The 22,204-nt window shown below is 64.2% G+C and carries 21 protein-coding genes; 8 read left to right on the top strand and 13 right to left on the bottom strand.

The features are described 5' to 3' along the window. Positions 1-6: 6 nt before the first annotated feature. From H163_RS23180 to H163_RS0118310, 5 genes are all read right to left on the bottom strand, one after another. Positions 7-948 carry a DUF4167 domain-containing protein gene (locus H163_RS23180; protein ID WP_019966077.1) on the bottom strand — a complete coding sequence of 314 codons (942 nt, stop codon included), beginning with the start codon at positions 946-948 and terminating at the stop codon, positions 7-9. A 409-nt stretch (positions 949-1,357) separates the two neighbouring features. Continuing rightward, the gene (prmC, locus tag H163_RS0118325; RefSeq protein WP_019966076.1) at positions 1,358-2,230 is read right to left on the bottom strand and encodes a peptide chain release factor N(5)-glutamine methyltransferase; all 873 of its coding nucleotides are present in this window, start codon (positions 2,228-2,230) and stop codon (positions 1,358-1,360) included. A gap of 4 nt (positions 2,231-2,234) precedes the next feature. After that, positions 2,235-3,308, bottom strand: a complete 1,074-nt coding sequence (gene prfA / locus H163_RS0118320) for a peptide chain release factor 1 (protein WP_019966075.1) — start codon at positions 3,306-3,308, stop codon at positions 2,235-2,237. A gap of 72 nt (positions 3,309-3,380) precedes the next feature. Next, positions 3,381-5,648 (bottom strand): phosphoenolpyruvate--protein phosphotransferase, encoded by a 2,268-nt coding sequence (ptsP, locus tag H163_RS0118315; RefSeq protein WP_019966074.1) that lies wholly within the window; start codon positions 5,646-5,648, stop codon positions 3,381-3,383. 71 nt (positions 5,649-5,719) lie between these two features. Then, positions 5,720-6,970 (bottom strand): aspartate kinase, encoded by a 1,251-nt coding sequence (locus tag H163_RS0118310; protein ID WP_026356030.1) that lies wholly within the window; start codon positions 6,968-6,970, stop codon positions 5,720-5,722. Between the two features lie 181 nt (positions 6,971-7,151). Between H163_RS0118310 and ubiG the strand changes: the two genes are divergently transcribed. From ubiG to H163_RS0118290, 4 genes are all read left to right on the top strand, one after another. Then, positions 7,152-7,913 carry a bifunctional 2-polyprenyl-6-hydroxyphenol methylase/3-demethylubiquinol 3-O-methyltransferase UbiG gene (gene ubiG, locus H163_RS0118305; RefSeq protein WP_019966072.1) on the top strand — a complete coding sequence of 254 codons (762 nt, stop codon included), beginning with the start codon at positions 7,152-7,154 and terminating at the stop codon, positions 7,911-7,913. Between the two features lie 134 nt (positions 7,914-8,047). Further along, positions 8,048-8,674, top strand: a complete 627-nt coding sequence (locus H163_RS0118300) for a LysE family translocator (RefSeq protein ID WP_019966071.1) — start codon at positions 8,048-8,050, stop codon at positions 8,672-8,674. A 91-nt stretch (positions 8,675-8,765) separates the two neighbouring features. Then, the gene (locus H163_RS0118295; RefSeq protein WP_019966070.1) at positions 8,766-9,458 is read left to right on the top strand and encodes an alpha/beta fold hydrolase; all 693 of its coding nucleotides are present in this window, start codon (positions 8,766-8,768) and stop codon (positions 9,456-9,458) included. 263 nt (positions 9,459-9,721) lie between these two features. After that, positions 9,722-10,282, top strand: coding sequence for a phasin family protein (locus tag H163_RS0118290; protein ID WP_019966069.1), 561 nt, complete (start codon positions 9,722-9,724; stop codon positions 10,280-10,282). 78 nt (positions 10,283-10,360) lie between these two features. Here the strand turns inward: H163_RS0118290 and H163_RS0118285 are convergent, their stop codons facing one another. The 4 genes from H163_RS0118285 to H163_RS0118270 all read right to left on the bottom strand — a co-directional run bounded on the left by H163_RS0118285 (position 10,361) and on the right by H163_RS0118270 (position 12,888). Then, positions 10,361-10,867 carry a DUF1178 family protein gene (locus H163_RS0118285; RefSeq protein ID WP_019966068.1) on the bottom strand — a complete coding sequence of 169 codons (507 nt, stop codon included), beginning with the start codon at positions 10,865-10,867 and terminating at the stop codon, positions 10,361-10,363. Further along, entirely contained in the window at positions 10,864-11,712 is an 849-nt protein-coding gene (locus H163_RS0118280) for a carbon-nitrogen hydrolase family protein (RefSeq protein ID WP_019966067.1), read from the bottom strand. Before H163_RS0118280 ends, H163_RS0118285 begins: the two co-directional genes overlap by 4 nt. Before the next feature lie 17 nt (positions 11,713-11,729). Next, positions 11,730-11,987 (bottom strand): glutaredoxin 3, encoded by a 258-nt coding sequence (gene grxC / locus H163_RS0118275; RefSeq protein ID WP_019966066.1) that lies wholly within the window; start codon positions 11,985-11,987, stop codon positions 11,730-11,732. Positions 11,988-12,090: 103 nt separating this feature from the next. Then, on the bottom strand, positions 12,091-12,888 hold the full coding sequence (locus H163_RS0118270) for a ComF family protein (protein WP_019966065.1): 798 nt from the start codon (positions 12,886-12,888) through the stop codon (positions 12,091-12,093). 105 nt (positions 12,889-12,993) lie between these two features. Between H163_RS0118270 and H163_RS0118265 the strand changes: the two genes are divergently transcribed. Then, complete coding sequence (locus tag H163_RS0118265) at positions 12,994-13,884, top strand: methyltransferase domain-containing protein (RefSeq protein WP_019966064.1); 891 nt, start codon at positions 12,994-12,996, stop codon at positions 13,882-13,884. Here H163_RS0118265 and H163_RS23175 read toward each other — a convergent pair whose 3' ends face one another. The 4 genes from H163_RS23175 to H163_RS0118245 all read right to left on the bottom strand — a co-directional run bounded on the left by H163_RS23175 (position 13,885) and on the right by H163_RS0118245 (position 16,924). Next, a complete protein-coding gene (locus H163_RS23175) occupies positions 13,885-14,118 on the bottom strand; it encodes a Flp family type IVb pilin (protein ID WP_019966063.1) in 234 nt (77 codons plus the stop codon). A 49-nt stretch (positions 14,119-14,167) separates the two neighbouring features. Then, positions 14,168-14,572 carry an 8-oxo-dGTP diphosphatase MutT gene (gene mutT / locus H163_RS0118255; protein ID WP_019966062.1) on the bottom strand — a complete coding sequence of 135 codons (405 nt, stop codon included), beginning with the start codon at positions 14,570-14,572 and terminating at the stop codon, positions 14,168-14,170. Between the two features lie 77 nt (positions 14,573-14,649). After that, a complete protein-coding gene (gene argJ / locus H163_RS0118250; protein ID WP_019966061.1) occupies positions 14,650-15,891 on the bottom strand; it encodes a bifunctional glutamate N-acetyltransferase/amino-acid acetyltransferase ArgJ in 1,242 nt (413 codons plus the stop codon). A 157-nt stretch (positions 15,892-16,048) separates the two neighbouring features. Next, on the bottom strand, positions 16,049-16,924 hold the full coding sequence (locus H163_RS0118245) for a peptidylprolyl isomerase (protein WP_019966060.1): 876 nt from the start codon (positions 16,922-16,924) through the stop codon (positions 16,049-16,051). A 276-nt stretch (positions 16,925-17,200) separates the two neighbouring features. Between H163_RS0118245 and secA the strand changes: the two genes are divergently transcribed. The 3 genes from secA (at position 17,201) to H163_RS0118230 (ending at position 22,075) form a co-directional block, all read left to right on the top strand. Next, positions 17,201-19,987 carry a preprotein translocase subunit SecA gene (gene secA / locus H163_RS0118240; RefSeq protein WP_026356029.1) on the top strand — a complete coding sequence of 929 codons (2,787 nt, stop codon included), beginning with the start codon at positions 17,201-17,203 and terminating at the stop codon, positions 19,985-19,987. A gap of 148 nt (positions 19,988-20,135) precedes the next feature. Beyond that, positions 20,136-20,570 carry a GtrA family protein gene (locus H163_RS0118235; RefSeq protein WP_019966058.1) on the top strand — a complete coding sequence of 145 codons (435 nt, stop codon included), beginning with the start codon at positions 20,136-20,138 and terminating at the stop codon, positions 20,568-20,570. Positions 20,571-20,584: 14 nt separating this feature from the next. Further along, a complete protein-coding gene (locus tag H163_RS0118230) occupies positions 20,585-22,075 on the top strand; it encodes a glycosyltransferase family 39 protein (RefSeq protein ID WP_115336636.1) in 1,491 nt (496 codons plus the stop codon). Positions 22,076-22,204: the final 129 nt, after the last annotated feature.

The raw sequence follows: 22,204 nt of genomic DNA, 5'->3' as shown, positions 1-22,204 counted from the left end.
GCCTGATCAGGCGTCGCTGGAGGTGGTTTCTTCCACATCCTTGGTGCGGCGCGGACGCGGTGTGCGGCGGGCGCGGGGCTTGGGCTCCTCACCAGCTTCCACCGGAGCAGCAGCCTCGGCCGGAGCCGGGGCGGGAGCGGCTGCGGCTTCCTCAGCCGGAGCATCTTCGCCCTCACGGCGCTGGCCACGGCCACGGGTGCCGCGCAGGCGGCGGCGCGGGCGGCCATCCTCACCGTCTTCACCTTCGGCTCCGGGATAGACCGCAGCTTCCGTCTGAACCGGCTCTTCGTGAACCGGACGGCTGATATGCACCGCGTTCAGGCCCGGAACAGGCATGTGCTCGATGAAGGGCTGCGGCTCGTCGGCCGCAACATATTCAACCGGGCGCGGTGCGCGTTCCTGGCGGTCGTCGCGGTCGCGGCGCTCATACCGGTCCTGCCGGTTGTTGCGCTCGGAACGCTCCTGACGCATCGGGCGGTCACCGCGTTCGGGGCGCTCACCACGCTCCTGACGCTCGCCCCTGTCCTGGCGCGCGGGACGGTCCTGCCGCTCCATGCGTTCAGACCGTTCGGGGCGTTCAGACCGCTCGGGGCGTTCAAAACGTTCGGGCCGCTCCGGCTGGTCCTGACGGTCAGAACGCTCGTTGATCTCGGCACCTTCGGCACCCTGATCCTCGCCATCCTCGTCGTCATAGCCGTTGTCGAACCGAAGGCCGCCGCTTGCCACCATGTTGGGCTGCGCCGCGGCAACGATGCGGTAATAGTGCTCGGCATGCTGGAAATAGTTTTCCGACATGATCCGGTCACCGGCTGCCTGTGCGTCGCGGGCCAGCTGCTGGTACTTCTCGGCGATGTGCAGAGCCGTACCCCTGATCTTCACGTCCGGGCCGTTCGATTCAAACGTCCGGGTCAGCGGATTCGGTCCCTTACGGCCCCGGTTGTTCCGCATACGCTGCTTATTTTGATTTCCTGGTCTCATCCTGCCGTTAACTCTTAAGGAACGGCGGCCGGCAAGGCCGGCCAATCAAAAGCGCGTCTGTATTCCCTGCGCTGGGGTTCCGGCTTTACCCGGCTCCAGTGAAGGGAGCATGACCGGCTGTGAACAATGAACCGCCACGACAGCTTCACCCCGCGAAGGGCAACGCAATCGTCATATTCTGCGACAGACCGACAGTCCGATTAATCAGAAAATGTTCGGTTTCCAAAACGCGTTGCGATCGTTCGGCCCATAATCCCTGCGTGGGCTGGATCGCCGATATGGCGAGAAACTCGCCCCGACCGCGTTATCCCGGCTTCGGCAAAGTGAAACTAGCCGGTTCGCGTCAGATTTCCAAGCCTTTTTTAAAGGCTGTCCGCAGTCAGCCCGAGACCGGTTTTATGCCCGTTACCACACGATCATTTCCGCCGAGATCCTGAATGATTTCAATATCCTTAAATCCGGCCTCGGCCATCAGGCCGCAAACGGCCCCGCCCTGGTCAAAGCCAATCTCGAGGCCGAGCCGCCCGCCGGGACGCAGCGCAGGCAGCGCTTGCGGCACGATTGCACGATAAGCAACAAGCCCGTCGTGCCCGCCATCAAGCGCCAGAACCGGGTCATGCTTGCGCACATCTTCATCGAGCCCGGCGATCACATCCGAGACGATATAGGGCGGATTGCTGACGATCCAGTCGAAGGTAGGCGCAAGACTTCCGGCATAACTTGCCTGAGCGAAGCAAAGCCTGTCTTCCAGCCCGTGGCGCCTTGCATTGGCCCGCGCCGTCTCCAATGCACCGCGTGACAGATCAATCGCCAGACCACGTGCCTGCGGCAGCTCACTAAGCAGGGCCAGAATGATGGCGCCCGTCCCCGTGCCGATGTCGGCAATCAGCGGACTGGAGAAGCCGCCCGCCCGCGCCAGCATCACCTCCACCAAAGTTTCCGTGTCGGGACGCGGCTCCAGAGTGTCCGGGGAGAGGGCCAGATCCAGGCCGAAGAACTGCCGCTCGCCCAGAATGCGGCCCACAGGCTCCCGCGCCTCGCGCCGCTGTGCATGGCGGCGGGCCAGCGCAGCCACGGCCCCGCTCACCGGATCATCCGTGCGCAGCACCACATCACCGGGAGACAGGACGGCAGCAGCGGCCACAAGCAGCCGGGCATCCAGCTCCGGCGAGGCAAGGCCTGCCTTGCGGAACCTGTCGCGCAGCTCGCGGTAAAGCGCCCCGAGAGTTGGCACCTCCCCTGCCTCAGACATGGGCTCAGCCCTCCTCGGCTGCCATCAGCGTTGCCTGATGATCCACGGTCAGCGCTTCCACCAGTTCGTTCAGCGCTTCGCCCGCCAGCACCTGCTCCAGCTTGTAGAGCGTCAGGCCGATTCTGTGGTCGGTGACCCGGCCTTGCGGGAAATTATAGGTGCGGATGCGCTCCGACCGGTCGCCGGAGCCCACCTGCAGGCGCCGCGCCTCGGAGCGCTCGTTCGCTGCCTTGTCGCGCTGCGCATCATAGATGCGGGCGCGCAGCAGCTGCAGGGCTCTCGCCCGGTTCTTGTGCTGGGAGCGTTCATCCTGCACCGCCACGACGATACCGGTGGGCAGATGGGTGATGCGCACAGCCGAATCGGTGGTGTTGACGTGCTGGCCGCCCGCGCCCGAGGCCCGGTAGGTGTCGATCTTCAGGTCTGATTCCTGCACATCCACATCCACCTCTTCGGCCTGTGGCAGCACGGCAACCGTGGCGGCAGAGGTGTGGATGCGCCCGCCCGATTCGGTTTCAGGCACGCGCTGCACCCGGTGCACGCCTGATTCGAACTTGAGCCGGGCGAACACATTCTCGCCCGTGACGGAGGCGATCACTTCCTTGAAGCCGCCCGCCTCGCCTTCGCTGGCCGAAAGCACTTCCACCTTCCAGCCCTGCAGTGCGGCATAGCGCTGATACATGCGGAAAAGGTCACCGGCAAAAAGCGCCGCTTCATCCCCGCCCGTGCCGGCCCGCACTTCCAGAATGGCGTCATTCTTGTCGGCGCTGTCCTTGGGCAGGAGGCCGATCCGCACGGCCTGCGTCAGCTCCTCCACCTTCTGCGTCAGCTCATCGCGCTCCAGCTCGGCGAGGTCCCGCATCTCCCGGTCGCTGCCCGCCTCCGCAATCAGCGCCTCTGCACCAGCGAGATCCTCTTCCGCCTTGCGCAGAGCCTGCACGGCGCGCACCAGCGGCTCCAGATCGGCATATTCACGCGAAAGACGCACATATTCCCCAGCATCCGGACCGGAGGACATGCGGTGTTCGAGTTCGGCAAAGCGGTTCAGCAGTGTGTCGAGTTTTGCTTGCGCCAGCATGAGCGCATGTCTCCAAAGCCACGGGAGAAAAATGCCTCCCGGCAGTAAACGGGATGAACGGCAGGCGCTGCGCTAGAGCGCCACGTCCTGCTCTTCGGCAAAGCGCCGCAGGAAGGCACGGATCTCGTGATCCGGGTGCCCGTGATCAAGGCGCGGCAGCAGGCGTGCCGACAGGCGCCCCGCATCAAGGCTGCGCAGCATTGCCTTCACCGGGCCCAGCGAGGCCGGCGACATGGACAGAGACCGGTAGCCGATCCCGATCAGAGCCATGGCCTCCAGAGGCTTGCCGGCGATTTCCCCGCAGAGCGTCACAGGCACATGGTGGCGCCCGGCCACATCCACGATCAGCTTCAGCGCCCGCAGGAAGCCGGGGCCGAGCGTGTCATAGCGGTCGGCAACACGGGTGTTGCCCCGGTCCACGGCGCAGAAGAACTGGAACAGGTCATTGGAGCCAATGGAGGCAAAGTCCACCACCTGGAACAGCTCTTCCAGCTGGAACAGCAGGGAGGGCACCTCGATCATCACGCCGAGGCGGATGGAATCGGGCACGTCATGGCCATGGCGGCGGGCATGTTTCAGCTCGCGCTCCACCAGTTCCTTCGCCCGGTGGAACTCGGAGACTTCCGAGACCATCGGGAACATGAGCTTGAGTTCGCGCCCGGCAGCCGCGCGCAGCAGCGCACGCACCTGGGTGCGCAGCAGGCCCGGCCGGTCCAGGCCAAGGCGCAGGGCGCGCCAGCCCATGGCCGGGTTTTCTTCCTGGATCGAGCGCAGATAGGGCAGCACCTTGTCGCCGCCGATATCCAGCGAGCGGAAGGTCACGGGCTTGCCATCCGCCGCATCCAGCACCTGAGTGTACTGAGCCTGCTGATCGGACAGGCGCGGGAAGGACGAAGCCACCATGAACTGCAGTTCGGTGCGGAACAGGCCAACGCCCACGGCCCCCGATTCGCTCAGATGCGGCAAATCCACCAGGAGGCCTGCATTCATCTGCAGCGCGATTTCCACCCCATCCTTGGTGACGGAGGGCTTGTTGCGCAACCGGCGGAACTGGGCCTGACGGCGGGCGCGGAAGCGCACCTTTTCCGCATAGGCATCCTGCACGTCAGAAGCGGGGCGCAGATGCACCTCACCCGTGCCGCCATCGACGATGATGGCATCACCCGCATCCGCGAGGCTGACGATATCCTGCACCTGCCCCACGGCGGGAATGCCGAGGGCCCTCGCCACGATGGTGACGTGGCTGGTCGGACCGCCCTCCTCCAGCACCAGGCCGCGAATCCGGTCGCGGTCATAGTCGAGAAGTTCGGCGGCGCCCATGTTGCGGGCAACGATGATGGCATCCTGCGGCAGGTTGCCGGCGCCACCGCTGTGCTGGCGGCCCATGAGTTCGCGGATCAGCCGGTGCGCCAGATCGTCGAGATCATGCAGGCGCTCGCGCAGGTAAGGGTCCGTCTGGCGCAGCATGCGGGCGCGCATGTCGCTCTGCACCTTTTCCACGGCGGCTTCCGCCGTCAGGCCGTTGCGGATCGCCTCTTCGATCTTGCGGATCCAGCCCCGGTCATAGGCGAACATGCGATAGGCTTCGAGCACATCCCTGTGCTCGCCCGACTGAGCAAAGTCACCGGAGGCCAGCAGGCTGTCGATGGACAGGCGCAGACGGTCGATCGCGCCTTCAAGGCGGCTCGTCTCGTGGTCGGTATCCTCGGCAATGAGGTTGGTGACGACGACGCGCGGCTCATGCAGAACCACGTGGCCCAGACCCACGCCCTCGGCCAGCCCGACGGCCGAGAAGCGGAAGGGACGGGAGAGATCCAGCCCCGTGCCCGGCTTGGCGATGGCTTCCAGTTCGCCGGCGGCGACCATTTCCGCGATGACCATCGCAGTGGTCTGCAGCGCCTCGACCTCGTCCTCGTAATAGGTGCGGTGCGACTTGTTCTGCACCACCAGAACGCCGAGCGTGCGCCCGGCGCGCAGGACCGGCACGCCCAGGAAGGAGTTATAAGCCTCTTCACCGGTTTCCGGCAGATAGGCGAAGGCGGGATGTGCCCGCGCATTGGGAAGATTGAGCGGCCGTGCTTCGGCGGCAATCAGGCCGACGAGGCCCTGCCCGACGCGCAGCGACGCCTGGTGCACGGCTTCGCGGTTGAGGCCTTCGGTGGCATAAAGCTCCAGAACGCCGTCAGCACGCAGAATATAGACGGAGCAGACCTCGGCGACCACATTCGCCGCGATCAGGACCACGATCTTGTCGAGCCGCTCCTGCGCGTTGATCGGCTCCGCCATGACTTCGCGAAGCCTGCGGAGCAACAGGCGCGGACCGGCCAGGTTGCTGCGCATGGGTCAGCTCCGTTCCGTCGGCGCGGGCTGGCAGGGGCGGTGTTCCACCTCTGCCCGGCCCAGGCTGGTTATTACCCGTCCAAACCGTATAGCGAATGGAGAGTCCGGACCGCAAGTTCCGTGTAGGCGGAATCGATCAGCACCGAGATCTTGATTTCGGAGGTGGTGATCGCACGGATGTTGATACCCTTCTCCGCAAGGCCGCGGAAACACTGGGCTGCAACGCCTGCGTGCGAGCGCATGCCGATGCCGATCACCGACACCTTCACCACATCGCGGGCGCCTTCCAGAGCACCGAAACCGAGATCGGCGCGCTTGGCTTCCAGCGTCTTCATGGCCCGGTCGTATTCTGATTCGGGCACCGTGAAGGTGATGTCCGTCGTCTTGCCGTCCGGCGAGATGTTCTGGACGATCATGTCCACGTTGATGTTGGCGTCGGCCAGCGGGCCGAACACGGCACCGGCAACACCCGGCTTGTCGGGCACGTTGCGGATGGAGATCTGGGCTTCGTCCTTGGCAAAGGCGATGCCGGTCACGACTTGCTGTTCCACGAGTTCGTCCTCGTCGCAGATGAGAGTTCCGGGGGGAAGACCGTCGTTGCCCTCCTGCGGGGCATCGGGATCGTCAAAGCTTGAACGCACGAAGGTGCGCACGCCATGCACCATGGCCATTTCGACCGAGCGCACCTGCAGCACCTTGGCGCCGAGCGAAGCCATTTCGAGCATTTCCTCGAAGGCGACGCGGTCAAGGCGCCGGGCTTTCGGCACGATGCGCGGATCGGTGGTGTAGACCCCGTCCACGTCCGTGTAGATGTCGCAGCGGTCGGCCTGAATGGCAGCGGCAATGGCCACGGCCGAAGTGTCGGAGCCGCCACGGCCGAGCGTTGAGATGCGGTTGTCCGGGGCAATGCCCTGGAAACCGGCAACCACGGCCACCTGGCCCTGTTTCAGCCGCTCCACCATGAAGGCGCCATCAATGCCCGCAATGCGGGCTGCGCCATGCGAGCCATCGGTCCGGATCGGGATCTGCCAGCCCTGCCAGGAACGGGCATTGACGCCCATTTCCTGCAGCACGATGGCCAGAAGCCCCGAGGTAACCTGCTCGCCGGAGGCGACAACGGCATCATATTCGCGCGCGTCATGCATGGGAGCGGCTTCACGGCACCAGGCGACCAGCTGATTGGTCTGCCCGGCCATGGCCGATACGACGACGGCAACTTCATGGCCGGCGTCAACTTCCCGTTTCACATGGCGGGCAACATTGCGAATGCGTTCGATATTCGCGACGGACGTGCCGCCGAACTTCATAACCAGTCGGGCCATCGTGGTTTTTGTCTTCCCGTCGAGAGCCATATGGGCGCGAGCGCGCCCGGCGGATCGGCCGCAATCCATACAGCCACAACGCCGCATCTGCAACAGGGAGCCTTGACAAAGCCGCCCTGACGCGAAAGGTCACACCTCAGAGCGCAAGCCCCGCGCAAGACCTCATCCGGGAAGGACAGTCATGAGCACCGAGACCACGAGGGACCAGGCCGCAACCGGCAGCACCGTCGATGAGCGGGAAGTGGCCCGTTTTTCCGCCATGGCCGCCGAATGGTGGGACCCGGCCGGCAAGTTCAAGCCGCTGCACAAGTTCAACCCGGTGCGCCTCGCCTACATCAAGGAACAGGTCTGCGCCCGCTTCGTCCGCGATCCCAAGGCCAGTGATGCCTTCAAGGGGCTGCGCTTCCTCGACATCGGCTGCGGCGGCGGGCTCTTGAGCGAGCCCATGGCCCGTCTTGGCGCCGAAGTGGTGGGCGCCGACCCCTCGACGGTCAATATCGAGATTGCGAAGCTCCACGCGGCCCAGTCCGGTCTTGCCATCGACTACCGCGCGACCACAGCCGAAGATCTGGCGGCAGCAGGCGAAACCTTTGACGTGGTGCTGAACATGGAAGTGGTGGAGCACGTAGCCGATGTGCCGCTGTTCCTCACCGAAGTGTCGCGCATGGTCCGCCCCGGCGGGCTGATGTTCGTGGCCACGATCAACCGCACCCTCAAGGCCTATGCGCTGGCCATCGTCGGCGCCGAATATGTGCTGCGCTGGCTGCCGAAGGGCACGCACAGCTTTGAAAAGCTGGTCCGCCCGGAGGAAATCGAGCGCCCGGTGACGGCCGCAGGCCTCACGGTAATCGACCGCAGCGGTGTCAGCTTCAATCCGCTCACCGACCGCTGGAACCGCTCGCGCGACATGGACGTGAACTACATGCTGCTCGCCAGCCGCTGAAGCAGCATCCCGGGGCAGAGAAACGGTAAGATCAGGAAACGGAATAGTGTCACGTGACGCTATTCCGTTTTCACCAAAAGCGTCACGCCTCTATTCTGCAGGCCAGCCAGACACTTACCCGAGCACAGCCTGTCATGACGCCCGACCTGATCGCCGCCTTTGTTCTTTACGCCTTCGTCTCCTCCATCACGCCGGGGCCGAACAACACCATGCTGCTGGCCTCGGGGGTGAACTTCGGCATCAAGGCCTCCCTGCCGCATATGCTGGGCATCAGCATCGGCTTCTCGATTCTGGTGCTCTCCTGCGGGCTGGGCATAGGCGCACTCTTCGAGCTGTGGCCCGCCCTGCATGACGTGCTGAAATATGCCGGGGCGCTTTACATGGCCTGGCTCGCCTGGAAAATTGCCCGCTCCGGTGCGCCGCAGACCGCAGGCGCCAAGCCGAAGCCTTTCACATTCCTGCAGGCAGCCGCCTTCCAGTGGGTCAACCCGAAGGCCTGGATCATGGCCATCGGCGCCATCGCCGCCTACACACCCGCAGACGGCTTTTTCACAAACGTGCTGATCATCACCCTGCTCTATGGTCTGACGGGTGCTCCCTGCTGCTTTTCCTGGGTGGCCGCAGGCAGGCTGTTGCGCGGCTTCCTGGCCAGCCCGGCACGGCTGCAGGTCTTCAACATCGCCATGGCCCTGCTGCTGCTGGCATCGCTTTATCCGGTCATCATGGACGCCGCGAAAGACATCGGCCTGATGCAGCACTGACATCCCGCGTGTTTCCGAAACAGGCTTCCCAAGCAGGAATTTTTCCGGCACGAGAAAGCCTTACGTTTCAGGAACACAGGGATACGCACGCATGACCGAGGCTGTCGTCTTCATTCCGGGCCTGCTCTGCACCGAGCTGCTGTTTGCCGCACAGATCGCCGCCTTTTCGGACCGGCCGATCCTCATCGGCAATCACCGGGATGCGGACAGCATCAGCGCCATCGCAGAAGGCATTCTGGCAGCGGCACCCGGGCGTTTTGCCCTCGCCGGGCTGTCCATGGGCGGCTACATCGCCATGGAGATCATGCGCAAGGCGCCGGAAAAGGTGACGCGGCTGGCCCTGCTGGACACCAGCGCCCGGCCCGACATGCCGGAGCAGGGCGAGCGCCGCCGCGTGCTGATGCAGATGGCGCAATCGGGCAAATTCGCCAAGGTGCCGCACTTGCTCTATCCCGGACTGGTGGATACTTCGCGGGCAGAGGACGAAACTCTCAAGGCCGTGGTGGTGGAAATGGCGGAAGAAACGGGGCCCGAGGCTTTCGTGCGCCAGCAGACCGCCATCATGGCCCGGATCGACTCCCGCCCCTTCCTCGGCCAGATCACCTGCCCCACGCTGGTGCTGGCAGGGGAAGGCGACACGCTGACGCCGCCTGCCATTGCCCGTGAGATCCACGAAGCCATCCCCGGCAGCCGCCTCAGCCTGATTGCCGGGGCCGGGCACCTCTCCACGCTGGAGGCCCCGGGCGCCGTGACCGCAGAGCTGCAGGCCTGGATGCGCGCCTGAGACCTTCCGGACTTCCGCGTCACACTGCCGCAGGATTTGAGGGCTAATGCCGCAATCCTGCCGCAGACCGCGCGCTCTCTCGTGAGGCAGATCAAAACGGTTGTCACATTCCCTTGCTAACCTAGCGGCACGTGTGCATGCTGAGGCCTTACCCGCGGTAATTGCCAGCAGCATGCAGGCCACGGCCTGACAGACCGCAAGCAGCGGCAAGGCAGGCGTCTCTCCTTCTGAAGACGCGCAATCGACATCTGTGGGAGGTCGACATGACAAAGAACCGGATTGAACATGACACCGCCGTTCACGGCGCCATGGGGCTCACCGCGCCGTGGATGAATGTGGCATCCAGCAAATGGGCCGATAACTGGGCATGGGCAGAACGCTCTGACAAGCTCGGTGAACACACGCTCAGCGCCCTGGAAACCGCCAGCCGCCAGATGCTGGAAGGCAGCGAGAGGGCTTTCACCGGCCACATGGACTTCGTGAACCAGCGGCTCAAGGCAGATCTCGCCTGCTTCCGCACGCTCGTGGCCTGCAAGGAACCGGCAGAAACCGCCAAGACCCTGCAGGGCTTCTTCCGCGACATGTGGCACGACTACGAGGCCCAGGCGCAGAAAACGCTGGAACTGCTCCAGACCAGCATCACGGAAACCTCGAAGGCCGGGGATCTGGTCGTCGATACTGCGGCTGAAGTGGTCGAGGATCTCGCCCAGCAGACACTGGAAGCTGCATCCAAAGCCATAGAACCGGCTGCCAATAGCAACGGCAGTGGCGAAACGGCAGCCCGCAAGGCCGCCCCGCGCGCAAAACCGGCTGCCAGCGCCTGATCAGGCTCCATCCAACAACAGCCGGGCCACCCGTTCAAGTTGGCCCGGCTGCTGGCGTGGACTGAGCGAAGGCAGAAATCAGTTGCGGTCTTCCGGCAGCACCGGAAGCGGAAGGATGCTGATGCCCTCTTCCAGCAGGGCCTGGGCATCATCCGGGCTGGTTTCGCCATAGATGCTGCGATGGTCCGCCTCGCCATAGTGCATCTTGCGCGCCTCATCGGCAAAGGACTGACCGACGTAATCCGCGTTGGAGACAATCTGCTGACGCAGCTCCCGGATCTTCTCAAGAAGCTCGGCGTGGCGCGAGTCCGAGGCGATCATGGCCGATGTTGCCGCTGCACCAGCGGCCGGAGCAGGCGCTTCAACGGGTCCGGCAGCTGCCGCATCAGCACCGGCTGGCGCAAGGCTCTCCCTGCGCTCCGAAGTGCTGACGGCAGGCGCCATCAAAGCCTTGGTGACGTCATCAGACCCGCAGGCCGGACAGCTCATCAGTCCCTGCGCCGTCTGGCGCTCGAAATCTCCGGAATTGCGGAACCAGCCCTCGAACTCATGGGCATTGTCGCAGCGGAGCGTGTAACGGATCACGCCTCAATCTCCTTGCCGGTCTGCGTCAGGGTGAAATCCCGCTCGTTGGCGATGGCGGGAATGCGCTGACGCGCCTTCAGCGTTTCTTCTGTGTCAATACGGGCGGTCACGAAGCCCGGTTCATCATGGTCAAGTTCCGCGATCACCGCACCCCAGGGGTTGACGATCAGGCTGTGGCCATAGGTCTCGCGCCCGTCCTCATGCTTGCCGCCCTGCGCGCTGGAGATGACGAAGGCGCCATTTTCGATCGCCCGCGCCCGCTGCAGCACATGCCAGTGCGCTTCGCCCGTCTGGCGGGTGAAGGCCGCCGGCATGGTCAGCACCTCGGCCCCGGCGCGCGCCTGTTCCCGGAACAGGGCTGGAAAGCGCACGTCATAGCACACAGCCATGCCAAGCCGTGCAAAGGGCAGGTCCGCCACAAGGCTCTCGCAGCCGGGCCGGTAGGTCGCAGACTCCCGCCAGCTTTCGCCGTTGGGCAGATCCACGTCAAACATGTGGATCTTGTCGTATCTCGCCTTCAGGCTGCCGTCGGGGCCGATGAGAAAGCCGCGGTTTGCCGCCTTGCCCGGCTCCAGCAGAATGGCGAGCGAGCCAATATGCAGCCAGATGCCAAGCTCTGCGGCCAGCGCCCGGAAACGGGTAAGCGAAGGGTCTTCCGCCTCCACCCGGATCTTGGCCATCAGATCCTCGCGGCTGCGCTCCAGCAGATTGGTCATCTCCGGCGTTTGCACATAGTCCGCCCCCGCTGCGGCCGCCTCCCGGATCAGCGCTTCGGCAGCGGCACTATTGGCAGCAACGTCCCGGCTGGAGCGAAGCTGCACGCAGGCGGCGGTGAAGATGGCCATGTGTCACAAGCTCCGGATCAGGCGGCGAGCATGGGATCGAGCTTGCCCGCGCGGTCAAGGTCATGCAGGTCATCGCAGCCACCTACATGCACGCCGCCGATGAAAATCTGCGGGAAGGTGCTGCGGCCATTGGCCTTGGCAATCATCTCGGACCGCAGACCAGGATCGAAGGTTGCGTCATGCTCGGTATAGGCAACGCCCTTGCTGTCCAGAAGGCGCTTGGCCGCAGAACAGTAGCCGCACATCTGCCGGGTGTAGATGATGACTTCAACCACGTTTCAACTCCTTATGGGCAGATCACCGCCCCTCACCGGCTTATATCTGCCGGAACTTGCGCCGGACAAGCCCCGAAAATGGCCGCGGCCGAAGGGAAACCACTCAGTCTGCAGTGAGCGAGGGATCGGCGATGGCGAAGGTGAGCACGTCCACCTGCCGCGCGCCGGCCCGCAGCAGCACCCGCGTGCAGGCCTCAACCGTTGATCCCGTTGTCAGAACATCATCCACGAGCACCACAGGCCGCCCGCTGATCTGCATCGCCGCCTCCGGCCGGAGAGCAAAGGCGCCGCGCACATTGCGGCCGCGCTCATCTGCATGCAGGCCCACCTGCTGGCGGGTGCGGCGGCGGCGCTCCAGCATCAGCGGTTCAAAGCCGGCGCCCTTGATGCGCGCCACCTCCTGCCCCAGCAGGGCCGCCTGATTGAACCGCCGCTGCCACAGGCGCGTGCGGTGCAGGGGCACAGGCAGAACGAGGGTATCAGGCTGGAACAATTCCCGCCCGGCTGCCGCCATCAGCCGCCCCATGGGGGCTGCCACCTCACGCCGCCCGCCGAATTTGAGCGCCAGCACCAGATCCCGCGCCGGGCCGCCATAGAGGGTGGCTGCACGGGCCCGGTTGAAGAGGGGCGGAGAGGCGATGGCGCGGGCACTCAGGCCTTCAGGCCCCAGATCAAACGAGAGCGGCGTGCCATAACGGGCGCACCAGGGCGCCTCGATGAAGGGCATCTGCCCCCAGCAGGAGGGGCAGACTGCATCGGGCTCGGCAGAAGGGGCATCGCAGGTCAGGCAGCGCGGCGGCAGCAGGAAGTCCAGCCCCGCGCGCCAGATCCGGCGCAATCCGCCGAGGGAGCGGCGGCGCCAGTCAAGGCTGTGAAGACCTGCATCCGGTTCCTGAAGCATCCGCCGCCTCTTGCAACCCGTGGTTCACGTCACCCTAGCAGCTTTTGACGGAAGCGGAAGGCTGGGCCTATAAGGCAGCATGCCCGGCACCCGGAAGGCACCCACATGACCCGCATCGACCTCATCGACCGTTCCCTCTTCGCCCAGCGGCGCAGCCGTGCCCTTGAGCGCCGTACGGAAGGTGCCGACTTCCTGCTGGCCGCTGTCGCCGAAGATCTGGCGGACAGGATTGCGGCGGTGACGCGCGAATTCGGCACGGCGGTGGATCTGGGCGGCCACACCGGGCGGATTGCTGAAATCCTGCGCCAAAGCGGCAAGGCGGAGACGGTGCTGCGTGGTGACCTGTTCCTGCGCGACCCTGCTCTGCCCGCCCCGGACTTTGTCTGCGATGACGCACTGTTGCCCTTGAGGGATGCGTCCGTGGGGCTGATCGTCTCGGCGCTCAGCCTGCAGCTTGTCAACGACCTGCCGGGCGCGCTGATCCAGATCCGCCGGGCATTGCGCCCGGACGGGCTGTTTCTGGGGGCCCTGCTAGGCGGGGATACCTTGAGCGAGCTGCGCGATTGCCTGATGCGGGCGGAGCTGGAAGTGACCGGCGGCGCCGCCCCCCGCGTCGTGCCCTTTGCCGATACGCGGGATCTTGGCGCCCTGCTTCAGCGCGCCGGTTTTGCCCTGCCGGTCACGGACACGGACAAGCTAACCGTGCGCTATGACAGCATCTTTGCGCTGATGCGGGATCTGAAGATGATGGGCGCCACATCGGCACTGAACGAGCGCAGCCGCAAACCCTTGTCACGGGCTGTGTTCCTGAAGGCTGCGGAACTCTATGCAGCGGATTACAGAGATCCGGATGGACGCATCCGTGCCACGTTTCAGGTCATGTATCTCTCCGGCTGGGCACCGCATGAGAGCCAGCAGAAGCCTCTGAAACCGGGTTCCGCCAAGGCAAGACTGGCCGATGCGCTGAAAGTGCCGGAGGATCGCGGGGGCGTTTGATCAGGAGCCCTTGAGGGCATCACTGATGATGGTGAAGGCTGTGCCAATGTCATGACCAATGGACAGCAGAGTCGCAGCAATGGCCAGTGAGATGAACCCGACCATCAGGCCATATTCAACGGCCGTCGCGCCTTTCACGTCTTCCTGGAAGCGGGCCGCCAGATCAAGGCCGATCTGAACGCGCTTCCTGGCGGGGGCACCAAACATGCCTGCCGGATTTTCGTCCAGTCGCATTGCAACTCCTAACCAGCCAGATACACGGCTGTTTGCCTGTCGGTCTACATCAGGCGCCGACCAACCCGATCAGATGGGGGATCAGCGGCTCATCGGCCGGTGGCATGGGGAAGTCCCTGAGCTTGCCTGCCCTGACCCATTTCAGGGTCTGCCCTTCCTGGGCTGCAGGAGTTCCTTGCCATCGCCGACAGACATACAATGGCATGAGGAGGTGAAAATCTTCATAAGCGTGGCTGGCGAAGGTCAGAGGGGCTAGGCACTCTTCCTTAACGCTGATTCCAAGTTCCTCGGAAAGCTCACGGATCAGGCAGGCTTCCGGCCGCTCTCCAGCTTCCACCTTGCCTCCAGGGAATTCCCAGAGCCCTGCCATGGACTTTCCCTCGGGCCGCTGCGCGATCAGGATACGCCCGTCCGCGTCAATGAGAGCACAGGCAACGACAAGAACCATCCGCATGGCATGTTCCAATTTTAGACAGTTTTGAGCGGGCTCTTAAAAAATCTCAGAGCCCGCCCTGAAGAAAGTTTGACGGTTCAGCTGCGGTAATCGCCGTTGATCTCGACATAGGCCTTGGTCAGATCGCAAGTCCAGACTGTCGCAGTCCCCTCGCCCAGACCAATCTCTGTGCGGATGACGATATGCTCGCGCTCCATCACGGCGGAAGCGGCCGCCTCCGAGTAATCCGGATCCCGTTCGCCATTGACGGCCACACGCACATCACCGAACCAGATGGCCAGACGGTCACGGTCCGCCGGCTCTCCGGCCTTGCCGACAGCCATGACGACACGGCCCCAGTTGGCATCCTCACCGGCAATGGCGGTCTTCACCAGCGGCGAGTTGGCGATGGACAGGGCAATGCGCTTGGCCGACGCATCGGACGAGGCACCCTCGACGCGCACTTCCACGAACTTGCGGGCGCCTTCGCCATCCCGGACGATCTGGTGGGCCAGATCCTGCATCACCTCGCCCAGCGCCTGACGGAAAGGCTCCAGACGCGGATCAGAGGCTTCGGTGACACGTACAGCACCGCGTTCGGCCGCCTTGCCGGTGGCAAACAGCAGGGCCGTGTCGGAGGTGGAGGTGTCGCTGTCCACGGTGATGGCATTGAAGCTGCCGCCAACGGCGCCGGAGATCAGCTCCTGCAGCACGGAAGCTGCAACCGGGGCATCGGTGAAGAGGAAGGACAGCATGGTCGCCATATCCGGGGCAATCATGCCCGCACCCTTGGCAATGCCGTTCAGCGTCACCGGCACACCGCCAAGATCCACCGTGCGGGTAGACACCTTCGGATAGGTGTCGGTGGTCATGATCGCCTTGGCCGTATCGAGCCAGGAACCGGCAACGGCATCAGACACCAGTCCGTCAACGACACCGGAGAACTTGTCCGCAGGCAGCGGTTCGCCGATCACGCCGGTGGAGGCGAGATAGATCTCGCCCTGAGCACAGCCGACCGCCTTGCTGACGATGTCCGCCGAAAGCTCGACCGCTTCCTTGCCCTTCTTGCCGGTGAAGGCATTGGCATTGCCGGAGTTGACCAGCAGCGCCCGGGCCTTGCCGGAAGGCAGATTGGCGCGGCACCAGTCCACCGGGGCGGAGGGGCAGAGCGAGCGGGTGAAGACACCGGCCACTTCCGTGCCCTCATCCATCAGCACAAGGAGCACATCCGTGCGGCCCTTGTACTTGATGCCGGCAGCCGCCGTGGCAAAACGCACGCCTTCGATGACGGGCATCTCAGGGTAGGACTTGGGGGCAAGCGGGGAAACTTCTGTCGACATGACGGCCTCTGGCACTCAAATGCAATGAGCCGCAGCCTTGCCCGATGGAAGGGGGGTGCGCAAGACCCATGACACCCCCTGAAACAGGAAATCCCCCGGCGGGGTGCCGGGGGATCCCTGTCAGATTGGAAGCGCTGTGCCTTCCGGACCTTCTGCCTTACTGCGCAGCAGGCTTTGCAGCCTCGCCAGCCGGGGCATCGGCAGCAGCATCCTGCTTGATGATTTCCACCGGATTTGCGGCCTTCAGCTCTTCGATCAGCGTTGCATAACGCTCACGCATCAGCATCTGGCGCAGGCCGTCGGAGACCTCTTCCAGCGACGGAGCACTCTGGATGCGCTTGTCTTCGGATTTGATGATGTGCCAGCCAAACTGGGTCTCAACCGGCTCCTTGGTGTATTCGCCCGGCTGCAGGGCAAAGGCAGCCGCCTCGAACTCCGGCACCATGCGGCCCTTGGTGAAGTAATCAAGGTCACCGCCATTGGCGGCCGAGCCGTCGCTGGAGTTGGCCTTGGCGAGCTCCGCAAAGTCGGCGCCGCCGTCCAGCTCCTTGATCAGCTTCTCGGCGTCTTCCTTGGAGGAGACAAGGATATGGCGGGCGCGGACTTCTTCTTCGCCCTGGAAGTCCTTGAACTCCTTGTCATAGGCCGCCTTGACGTCATCCTCGCTGATGGCCGCATCCAGCTTCTGCGCCACATAGGCATTGCGCAGGGCCTGCGTGGTCATGAAGCGGACCTGGCGCTGGAAGTCCTCGTCCTTCTCAAGGCCTTCCTTCTTCGCCGCATCGGACAGAAGCGTCATGTCGATCATCACATCCGTGAGAATCTGGCGCCACTGGGCCGGCGGGAAGCGCTGCAGCTGCGGGCCAAGGTCACGGGCGGCAAAGGCGATATCGGCTTCGGTGATTTCCGTGCTGCCGACCTTGGCAACAACGTCACCCGGTTCGGCCGCAGACAGGGCCGTGGCACCGAGGCTGATCGCCGTTGCGGCGATCAGGACTGAGCGCAGGGAGCGGCTCATGAAAGAACGGAACATGTGGAGTCCTTAGGGTCAGAATTTGAACAGCTCTGCACCGCATGAGCGCGAGCTGCCGCAACCTTGCTGAAAGCGGCGGCGTTGACAAGCATCCTACCCCCTCTTATCTGTCGAACGTCCCGTGCCACCTTCAAGGGCGGGGCATCCATGGAACGGCAGCTTCGCAGCCCGCGCGCGGGCAGGCAGGTGAACCGTGTACCGGAAATGAGATTTTTTTGAGGGCCGGCGACAGGGGCCTTGCACCTGATGCCGCCCGTCACTTGGAAGGACCGCCACATGGCCGGCCTTGGCGCATTAGCACGTAAGATTTTTGGCTCCCCGAGCGACCGCAAGATCAAGGCCATGAAGGCGAAAGTTGCGGCCATCAATGCTCTCGAAGCCGAAGTACAGGCATTGTCGGATGACGCGCTGCGCGCGCGCACCCAGACCTTCCGCGAGCAGCTGGCCAAAGGCGCCACGCTGGACGACATTCTGGCCCCTGCCTTCGCCACCGTGCGCGAGGCGGCCCGCCGCGCCCTCGGGCAGCGGCACTATGACGTCCAGCTGATCGGCGGCCTTGTCCTCAACTCCGGACAGATCTCCGAGATGCGCACCGGTGAAGGCAAGACGCTTGTCGCCACCGCGCCGGTCTACCTCAACGCCCTCGCAGGCAAGGGCGTCCACGTGGTCACCGTGAACGACTATCTGGCCCAGCGCGACGCCCAGATGATGGGCAAGGTCTACGGCTTCCTTGGCCTCAGCACCGGCGTCATCGTGCATGGCCTGTCCGACGAGGAGCGCCGCGCCGCCTATGCCGCCGACGTGACCTACGGCACCAACAACGAATTCGGCTTCGACTATCTGCGCGACAACATGAAGTATGAGCGCGCTTCGATGGTTCAGCGCGGCCACAACTTCGCCATCGTCGATGAAGTGGACTCGATCCTCATCGACGAGGCGCGCACGCCGCTGATCATCTCCGGCCCGCTGGAAGACCGCTCGGACTTCTACAACACGGTCGATGCCTTCATTCCGGCCCTGACGCCGGAAGACTACGAGATCGACGAGAAGCAGCGCTCGGCCACCTTCACCGAAAGCGGCAACGAAAAGCTGGAGAGCCTGCTGGGTGCAGCCAACCTGCTGCGCAGCGAGTCGCTTTATGACGTGGAAAACGTCAGCGCCGTGCACCACCTGCAGCAGGCGCTGAAGGCCCACAAGCTGTTCCAGCGCGACAAGGACTACATCGTCCGTAACGGCGAAGTGGTGATCATCGACGAGTTCACCGGCCGCATGATGCCGGGCCGCCGCTATTCGGAAGGCCTGCACCAGGCGCTGGAAGCGAAGGAAAAGGTCCGCATCCAGCCGGAGAACCAGACCCTCGCCTCGATCACCTTCCAGAACTATTTCCGCATGTACGGCAAGCTGGCCGGCATGACCGGTACGGCTGCGACGGAAGCGGACGAGTTCCAGGACATCTACGGCCTCGAAGTGGTCGAAATCCCGACCAACATGCCGGTCAAGCGCGTCGATGATGACGACGAGGTCTACCGGACTGCGGACGAAAAGTTCAACGCCATCGTGGCGCTGATCGACGACTGCAAGTCCCGCCAGCAGCCGGTTCTGGTCGGCACCACCTCGATCGAAAAGTCGGAAATGCTGGCCGAGCGCCTGCGCAAGCACGGCTACCGTCAGGTGGACGTGACCGACCCCAACGCCTTTGCCCCGTTGCAGAACGGTGATCAGGGCGGCAAGGAAGACAAGGTCTTCGCGGTGCTGAACGCCCGCTACCACGAGCAGGAAGCCTTCATCATCTCCCAGGCCGGTCTGCCCGGTGCCGTGACCATCGCCACCAACATGGCCGGCCGCGGCACGGACATCCAGCTGGGCGGCAACCCGGACATGCGCATCGAGCGCGAACTGGCGGATATGGAAGCAGGCCCCGAGCGTGATGCACGCGTGGCCGCGATCCGTGCCGAAATCGAGGCGCTGAAGCAGAAGGCCCTGACGGCCGGCGGTCTTTACGTGATCGGCACCGAGCGCCACGAGAGCCGGCGCATCGACAACCAGCTGCGCGGCCGTTCGGGCCGTCAGGGCGATCCCGGCCATTCCAAGTTCTTCCTGTCGCTGCAGGACGACCTGATGCGCATCTTCGGTTCCGACCGGATGGATTCCATGCTGCAGAAGCTGGGCCTGAAGGACGGTGAAGCCATCATCCACCCCTGGATCAACCGGGCTCTGGCCAAGGCCCAGCAAAAGGTGGAAGCGCGCAACTTCGACATCCGCAAGAACCTGCTGAAGTTCGATGACGTGATGAACGACCAGCGCAAGGTGGTGTTCGAACAGCGCATCGACCTGATGGATGGCGAGGATCTCGGCCAGACCGTGACCGACATGCGTCACGAGATGATCGACAATCTCGTCTCGCGGCATATCCCCGAGCGCGCCTATCCCGAACAGTGGGATACGGAAGGCCTGGCAAAGGAAGTGCAGACCCTCCTCAACCTTGACCTGCCGATCGTCGACTGGGCAAAGGAAGAGGGCATTGCCGACGAGGAAGTGCGCGAGCGCCTCATGAAAGCCGCCGACGCCGTCATGGAAGACAAGCTCGGCCGTTTCGGCCAGCAGATCATGAGCCAGGTGGAAAAGGCGATCCTGCTGCAGACGCTGGACAATCTCTGGCGCGAGCATCTGGCGAACCTCGATCATCTGCGTTCGGTCATCGGCTTCCGCGGCTATGCCCAGCGTGACCCGCTGCAGGAATACAAGACCGAAGCCTTCAACCTGTTCGAAACCATGCTGACCCAGCTGCGCCAGATCACCACCTCCCAGCTGATGCGGGTGGAACTGGTGACCCAGCAGGCGCCGCAGATGCCGGAAGAGCCGCGTGAGATGCATCCCCATCACCTCAACCCGCTGACGGGTGAGGACGAGATGGCCGATGACCTTCCCGCTGGCGGCTTTGCGGCAACCGGCGTTGCCCGTGATCCGAACGACCCCTCGAGCTGGGGCAAGGTCGGACGCAACGAGGTCTGCCCCTGCGGCTCGGGCAAGAAGTACAAGCACTGCCACGGCGTGCTGAGCTGACAAGAAGCAAATGCCTCCGGCCCGGCCGGGGGCATTTTTCCTGAGACGGCGGCAAGACCCCGCCCGCGGCAACGCAAGACGCTCGCAGTCCTCCGGCCTCGATTGCCACGGAAGGGACAGAGCGCAAAGTCCGGAACCGGAGCACGGCATGAAGCTGAGCAGCAAACAGCAGCGGCTTGTGCGGGAGTTCGCCACCATTGCCCGTTTCGGCATCGTCGGCGTGTCGGCCGCCGTTGTTCATGCCTCCGTGGCCGTCGGCCTTCTGGAACTCGCCCATGTGCCGCCCATGCTCTCCAATATCGGCGGATTTCTGGTGGCCTTCATAGTCTCGTTCACCGGCCATCATGTCTGGAGCTTCCGCTCTGCGGATGACGTTCAGACCGGTCAGCGCATGCGCCGCTTCTTCGTGCTGGCTGCCGCCGGTTTCGTGCTGAACAACGGCGCCCTGGCGGCCCTGCTGAAGTTCACCCAGCTGCCCGGCGCGGTGGGCATCATCATTGCGATCTTCGTGGTTCCGCCGCTCACCTTCCTCGGCGCCCGGCTCTGGGCCTTTGCCGAACCGTCAAATCCTGCCTCCCGATGACCGGACGACCGATGATGTCAGCCGCCCGCGCAACCCTTTTCTACTGCCTTGCCATCTGCCTGCTCTGGGCCCTGGTGCCAAGTGTGCTGTTTCCCAATCCGCCGCTGGATGTGGTGGAGGGCTTTGCCTGGGGCCGGGATCTGGCGCTTGGCTACACCAAGCACCCGCCGCTGCAGGCCTGGCTGCTGGAGGCCAGCTATCATCTGACCGGCGGCCATGCTTTTGGCGCCTACTGGCTGAGCCAGATCTGCTATGCCCTCACCTATCTGGCGATCTGGCTGCTGGGGCGGGATATGGGCCTCGCACCCTGGCAGCGGTTCTGGGCCATTGCGGCCACCAGCTGCGCCTTCTACTTCACCCTGCCCGCGCCGGAGTTCAATCCGAACATCCTGCAGATCCCCGTCTGGGCCGGAATGCTGCTGTTCTTCCACCGGGGCCTTGCCCATGGCCGGCTGGCTGACTGGCTGCTGCTCGGCCTGACTGCGGCGCTCGGGCTCTATGCCAAATATTTCGCAGGCCTGCTCATCGGCTGCATCGGCCTCTATGCGCTGACCTTCCGCGATGCGCGCCGCTGCCTTGCAACGCCCGGCCCCTATCTGGCCATGGTGCTGGCGCTGGCGCTTTTTGTCTCGCATGTCTGGTGGCTGAAGGAAACAGACTTTCTGACCTTCACCTATGCCGCGAGCCGCAGCGTTCCGGCGGAAGGCATCGCAGACCACATTCTCAACCCGGTCAATTTCCTGCTCGGCCAGTTTGGCAGCATGGCGCCGGTGCTGATCCCCATTTTCGCCGGGATCGGTCTGGCGGGCCTGCGCGGCACGGCACCACAAGGTGAGCCGCCCCGCGCCAGTTCGGCGGATCTGCGGTTCCTGCTGTGGTTCACCCTGCTGCCCGCCCTTGTCGTGATGCTGGTCTCCGGCATCACCGGCAATGCCTTCAAACAGATGTGGGGCGCGTCCATGTTCACGCTGGCGGGGCTTCTGCTGGTGCGCTTCGCCTCGGCCCGCAACGGCAACTGGTCCATCCGCCGCGCCCTCATGGCTGCCGCAGCGGTGCAGATGATCTTCCTCAGCGTGGCCGCCGGGCAGGCACTGGTGGAGCCGCTGATCAAGAAAAAGCCGACGCGCATTCACTTTCCCGGAGCGGAAGTGGCGGCACAAGCTGAAGCGGCCTGGCGCGAGGCAACCGGCACGCCGCTCACCTATGTGGCGGGCGACATGTGGCCGGCGGCCCATGTCACCCTGTTCTCTGCGGACAGGCCGCATCTCTTCACCGATCACATCCCCGCCATCGCCCCATGGATCAGCCTGGAGGACGTGAAGAAGACCGGCGTTCTGGTGATCTGGACGGGTGACAGCGAAACGCCCACAGGCTCGCTGGCCGCGCTCTATCCGGGCCGCCTGCGCGATGGCTTTGCCGACATCCCTTACGCCGCCCCCGCCAAATGGCCCCCGCTGCGCCTCAACTGGCTGATCGTCCGGCCCGGCGAGGTTGCCGGCGGGTAAGACACCGCCTGTTGTTCGCCCCGGCCATCTCCCCTCTCTCCGTCCTGCCATGACCTGATCATGGCATCCATGCCGTTTCGCCCCGGCAAGGAGAGAAGCCAGACATGGGTGCAGAGAGATGCCCAGAAC

This window comes from Pannonibacter phragmitetus DSM 14782 (assembly GCF_000382365.1).
Taxonomy (GTDB): domain Bacteria; phylum Pseudomonadota; class Alphaproteobacteria; order Rhizobiales; family Stappiaceae; genus Pannonibacter; species Pannonibacter phragmitetus.
The sequence above is the reverse complement of the archived record's forward strand: the minus strand, read 5'-3'. Positions and strand labels throughout refer to the sequence as shown.

Excerpts from the sequence above, each read along its gene's own strand:
- H163_RS23180 (WP_019966077.1), bottom strand. The coding sequence starts at position 948 with ATGCGGAACAACCGGGGCCGTAAGGGACCGAATCCGCTGACCCGGACG.
- prmC (WP_019966076.1), bottom strand. The coding sequence starts at position 2,230 with ATGTCTGAGGCAGGGGAGGTGCCAACTCTCGGGGCGCTTTACCGCGAG.
- prfA (WP_019966075.1), bottom strand. The coding sequence starts at position 3,308 with ATGCTGGCGCAAGCAAAACTCGACACACTGCTGAACCGCTTTGCCGAA.
- ptsP (WP_019966074.1), bottom strand. The coding sequence starts at position 5,648 with ATGCGCAGCAACCTGGCCGGTCCGCGCCTGTTGCTCCGCAGGCTTCGC.
- H163_RS0118310 (WP_026356030.1), bottom strand. The coding sequence starts at position 6,970 with ATGGCCCGACTGGTTATGAAGTTCGGCGGCACGTCCGTCGCGAATATC.
- ubiG (WP_019966072.1), top strand. The coding sequence starts at position 7,152 with ATGAGCACCGAGACCACGAGGGACCAGGCCGCAACCGGCAGCACCGTC.
- H163_RS0118300 (WP_019966071.1), top strand. The coding sequence starts at position 8,048 with ATGACGCCCGACCTGATCGCCGCCTTTGTTCTTTACGCCTTCGTCTCC.
- H163_RS0118295 (WP_019966070.1), top strand. The coding sequence starts at position 8,766 with ATGACCGAGGCTGTCGTCTTCATTCCGGGCCTGCTCTGCACCGAGCTG.
- H163_RS0118290 (WP_019966069.1), top strand. The coding sequence starts at position 9,722 with ATGACAAAGAACCGGATTGAACATGACACCGCCGTTCACGGCGCCATG.
- H163_RS0118280 (WP_019966067.1), bottom strand. The coding sequence starts at position 11,712 with ATGGCCATCTTCACCGCCGCCTGCGTGCAGCTTCGCTCCAGCCGGGAC.
- H163_RS0118270 (WP_019966065.1), bottom strand. The coding sequence starts at position 12,888 with ATGCTTCAGGAACCGGATGCAGGTCTTCACAGCCTTGACTGGCGCCGC.
- H163_RS0118265 (WP_019966064.1), top strand. The coding sequence starts at position 12,994 with ATGACCCGCATCGACCTCATCGACCGTTCCCTCTTCGCCCAGCGGCGC.
- H163_RS23175 (WP_019966063.1), bottom strand. The coding sequence starts at position 14,118 with ATGCGACTGGACGAAAATCCGGCAGGCATGTTTGGTGCCCCCGCCAGG.
- mutT (WP_019966062.1), bottom strand. The coding sequence starts at position 14,572 with ATGCGGATGGTTCTTGTCGTTGCCTGTGCTCTCATTGACGCGGACGGG.
- argJ (WP_019966061.1), bottom strand. The coding sequence starts at position 15,891 with ATGTCGACAGAAGTTTCCCCGCTTGCCCCCAAGTCCTACCCTGAGATG.
- H163_RS0118245 (WP_019966060.1), bottom strand. The coding sequence starts at position 16,924 with ATGTTCCGTTCTTTCATGAGCCGCTCCCTGCGCTCAGTCCTGATCGCC.
- secA (WP_026356029.1), top strand. The coding sequence starts at position 17,201 with ATGGCCGGCCTTGGCGCATTAGCACGTAAGATTTTTGGCTCCCCGAGC.
- H163_RS0118235 (WP_019966058.1), top strand. The coding sequence starts at position 20,136 with ATGAAGCTGAGCAGCAAACAGCAGCGGCTTGTGCGGGAGTTCGCCACC.
- H163_RS0118230 (WP_115336636.1), top strand. The coding sequence starts at position 20,585 with ATGTCAGCCGCCCGCGCAACCCTTTTCTACTGCCTTGCCATCTGCCTG.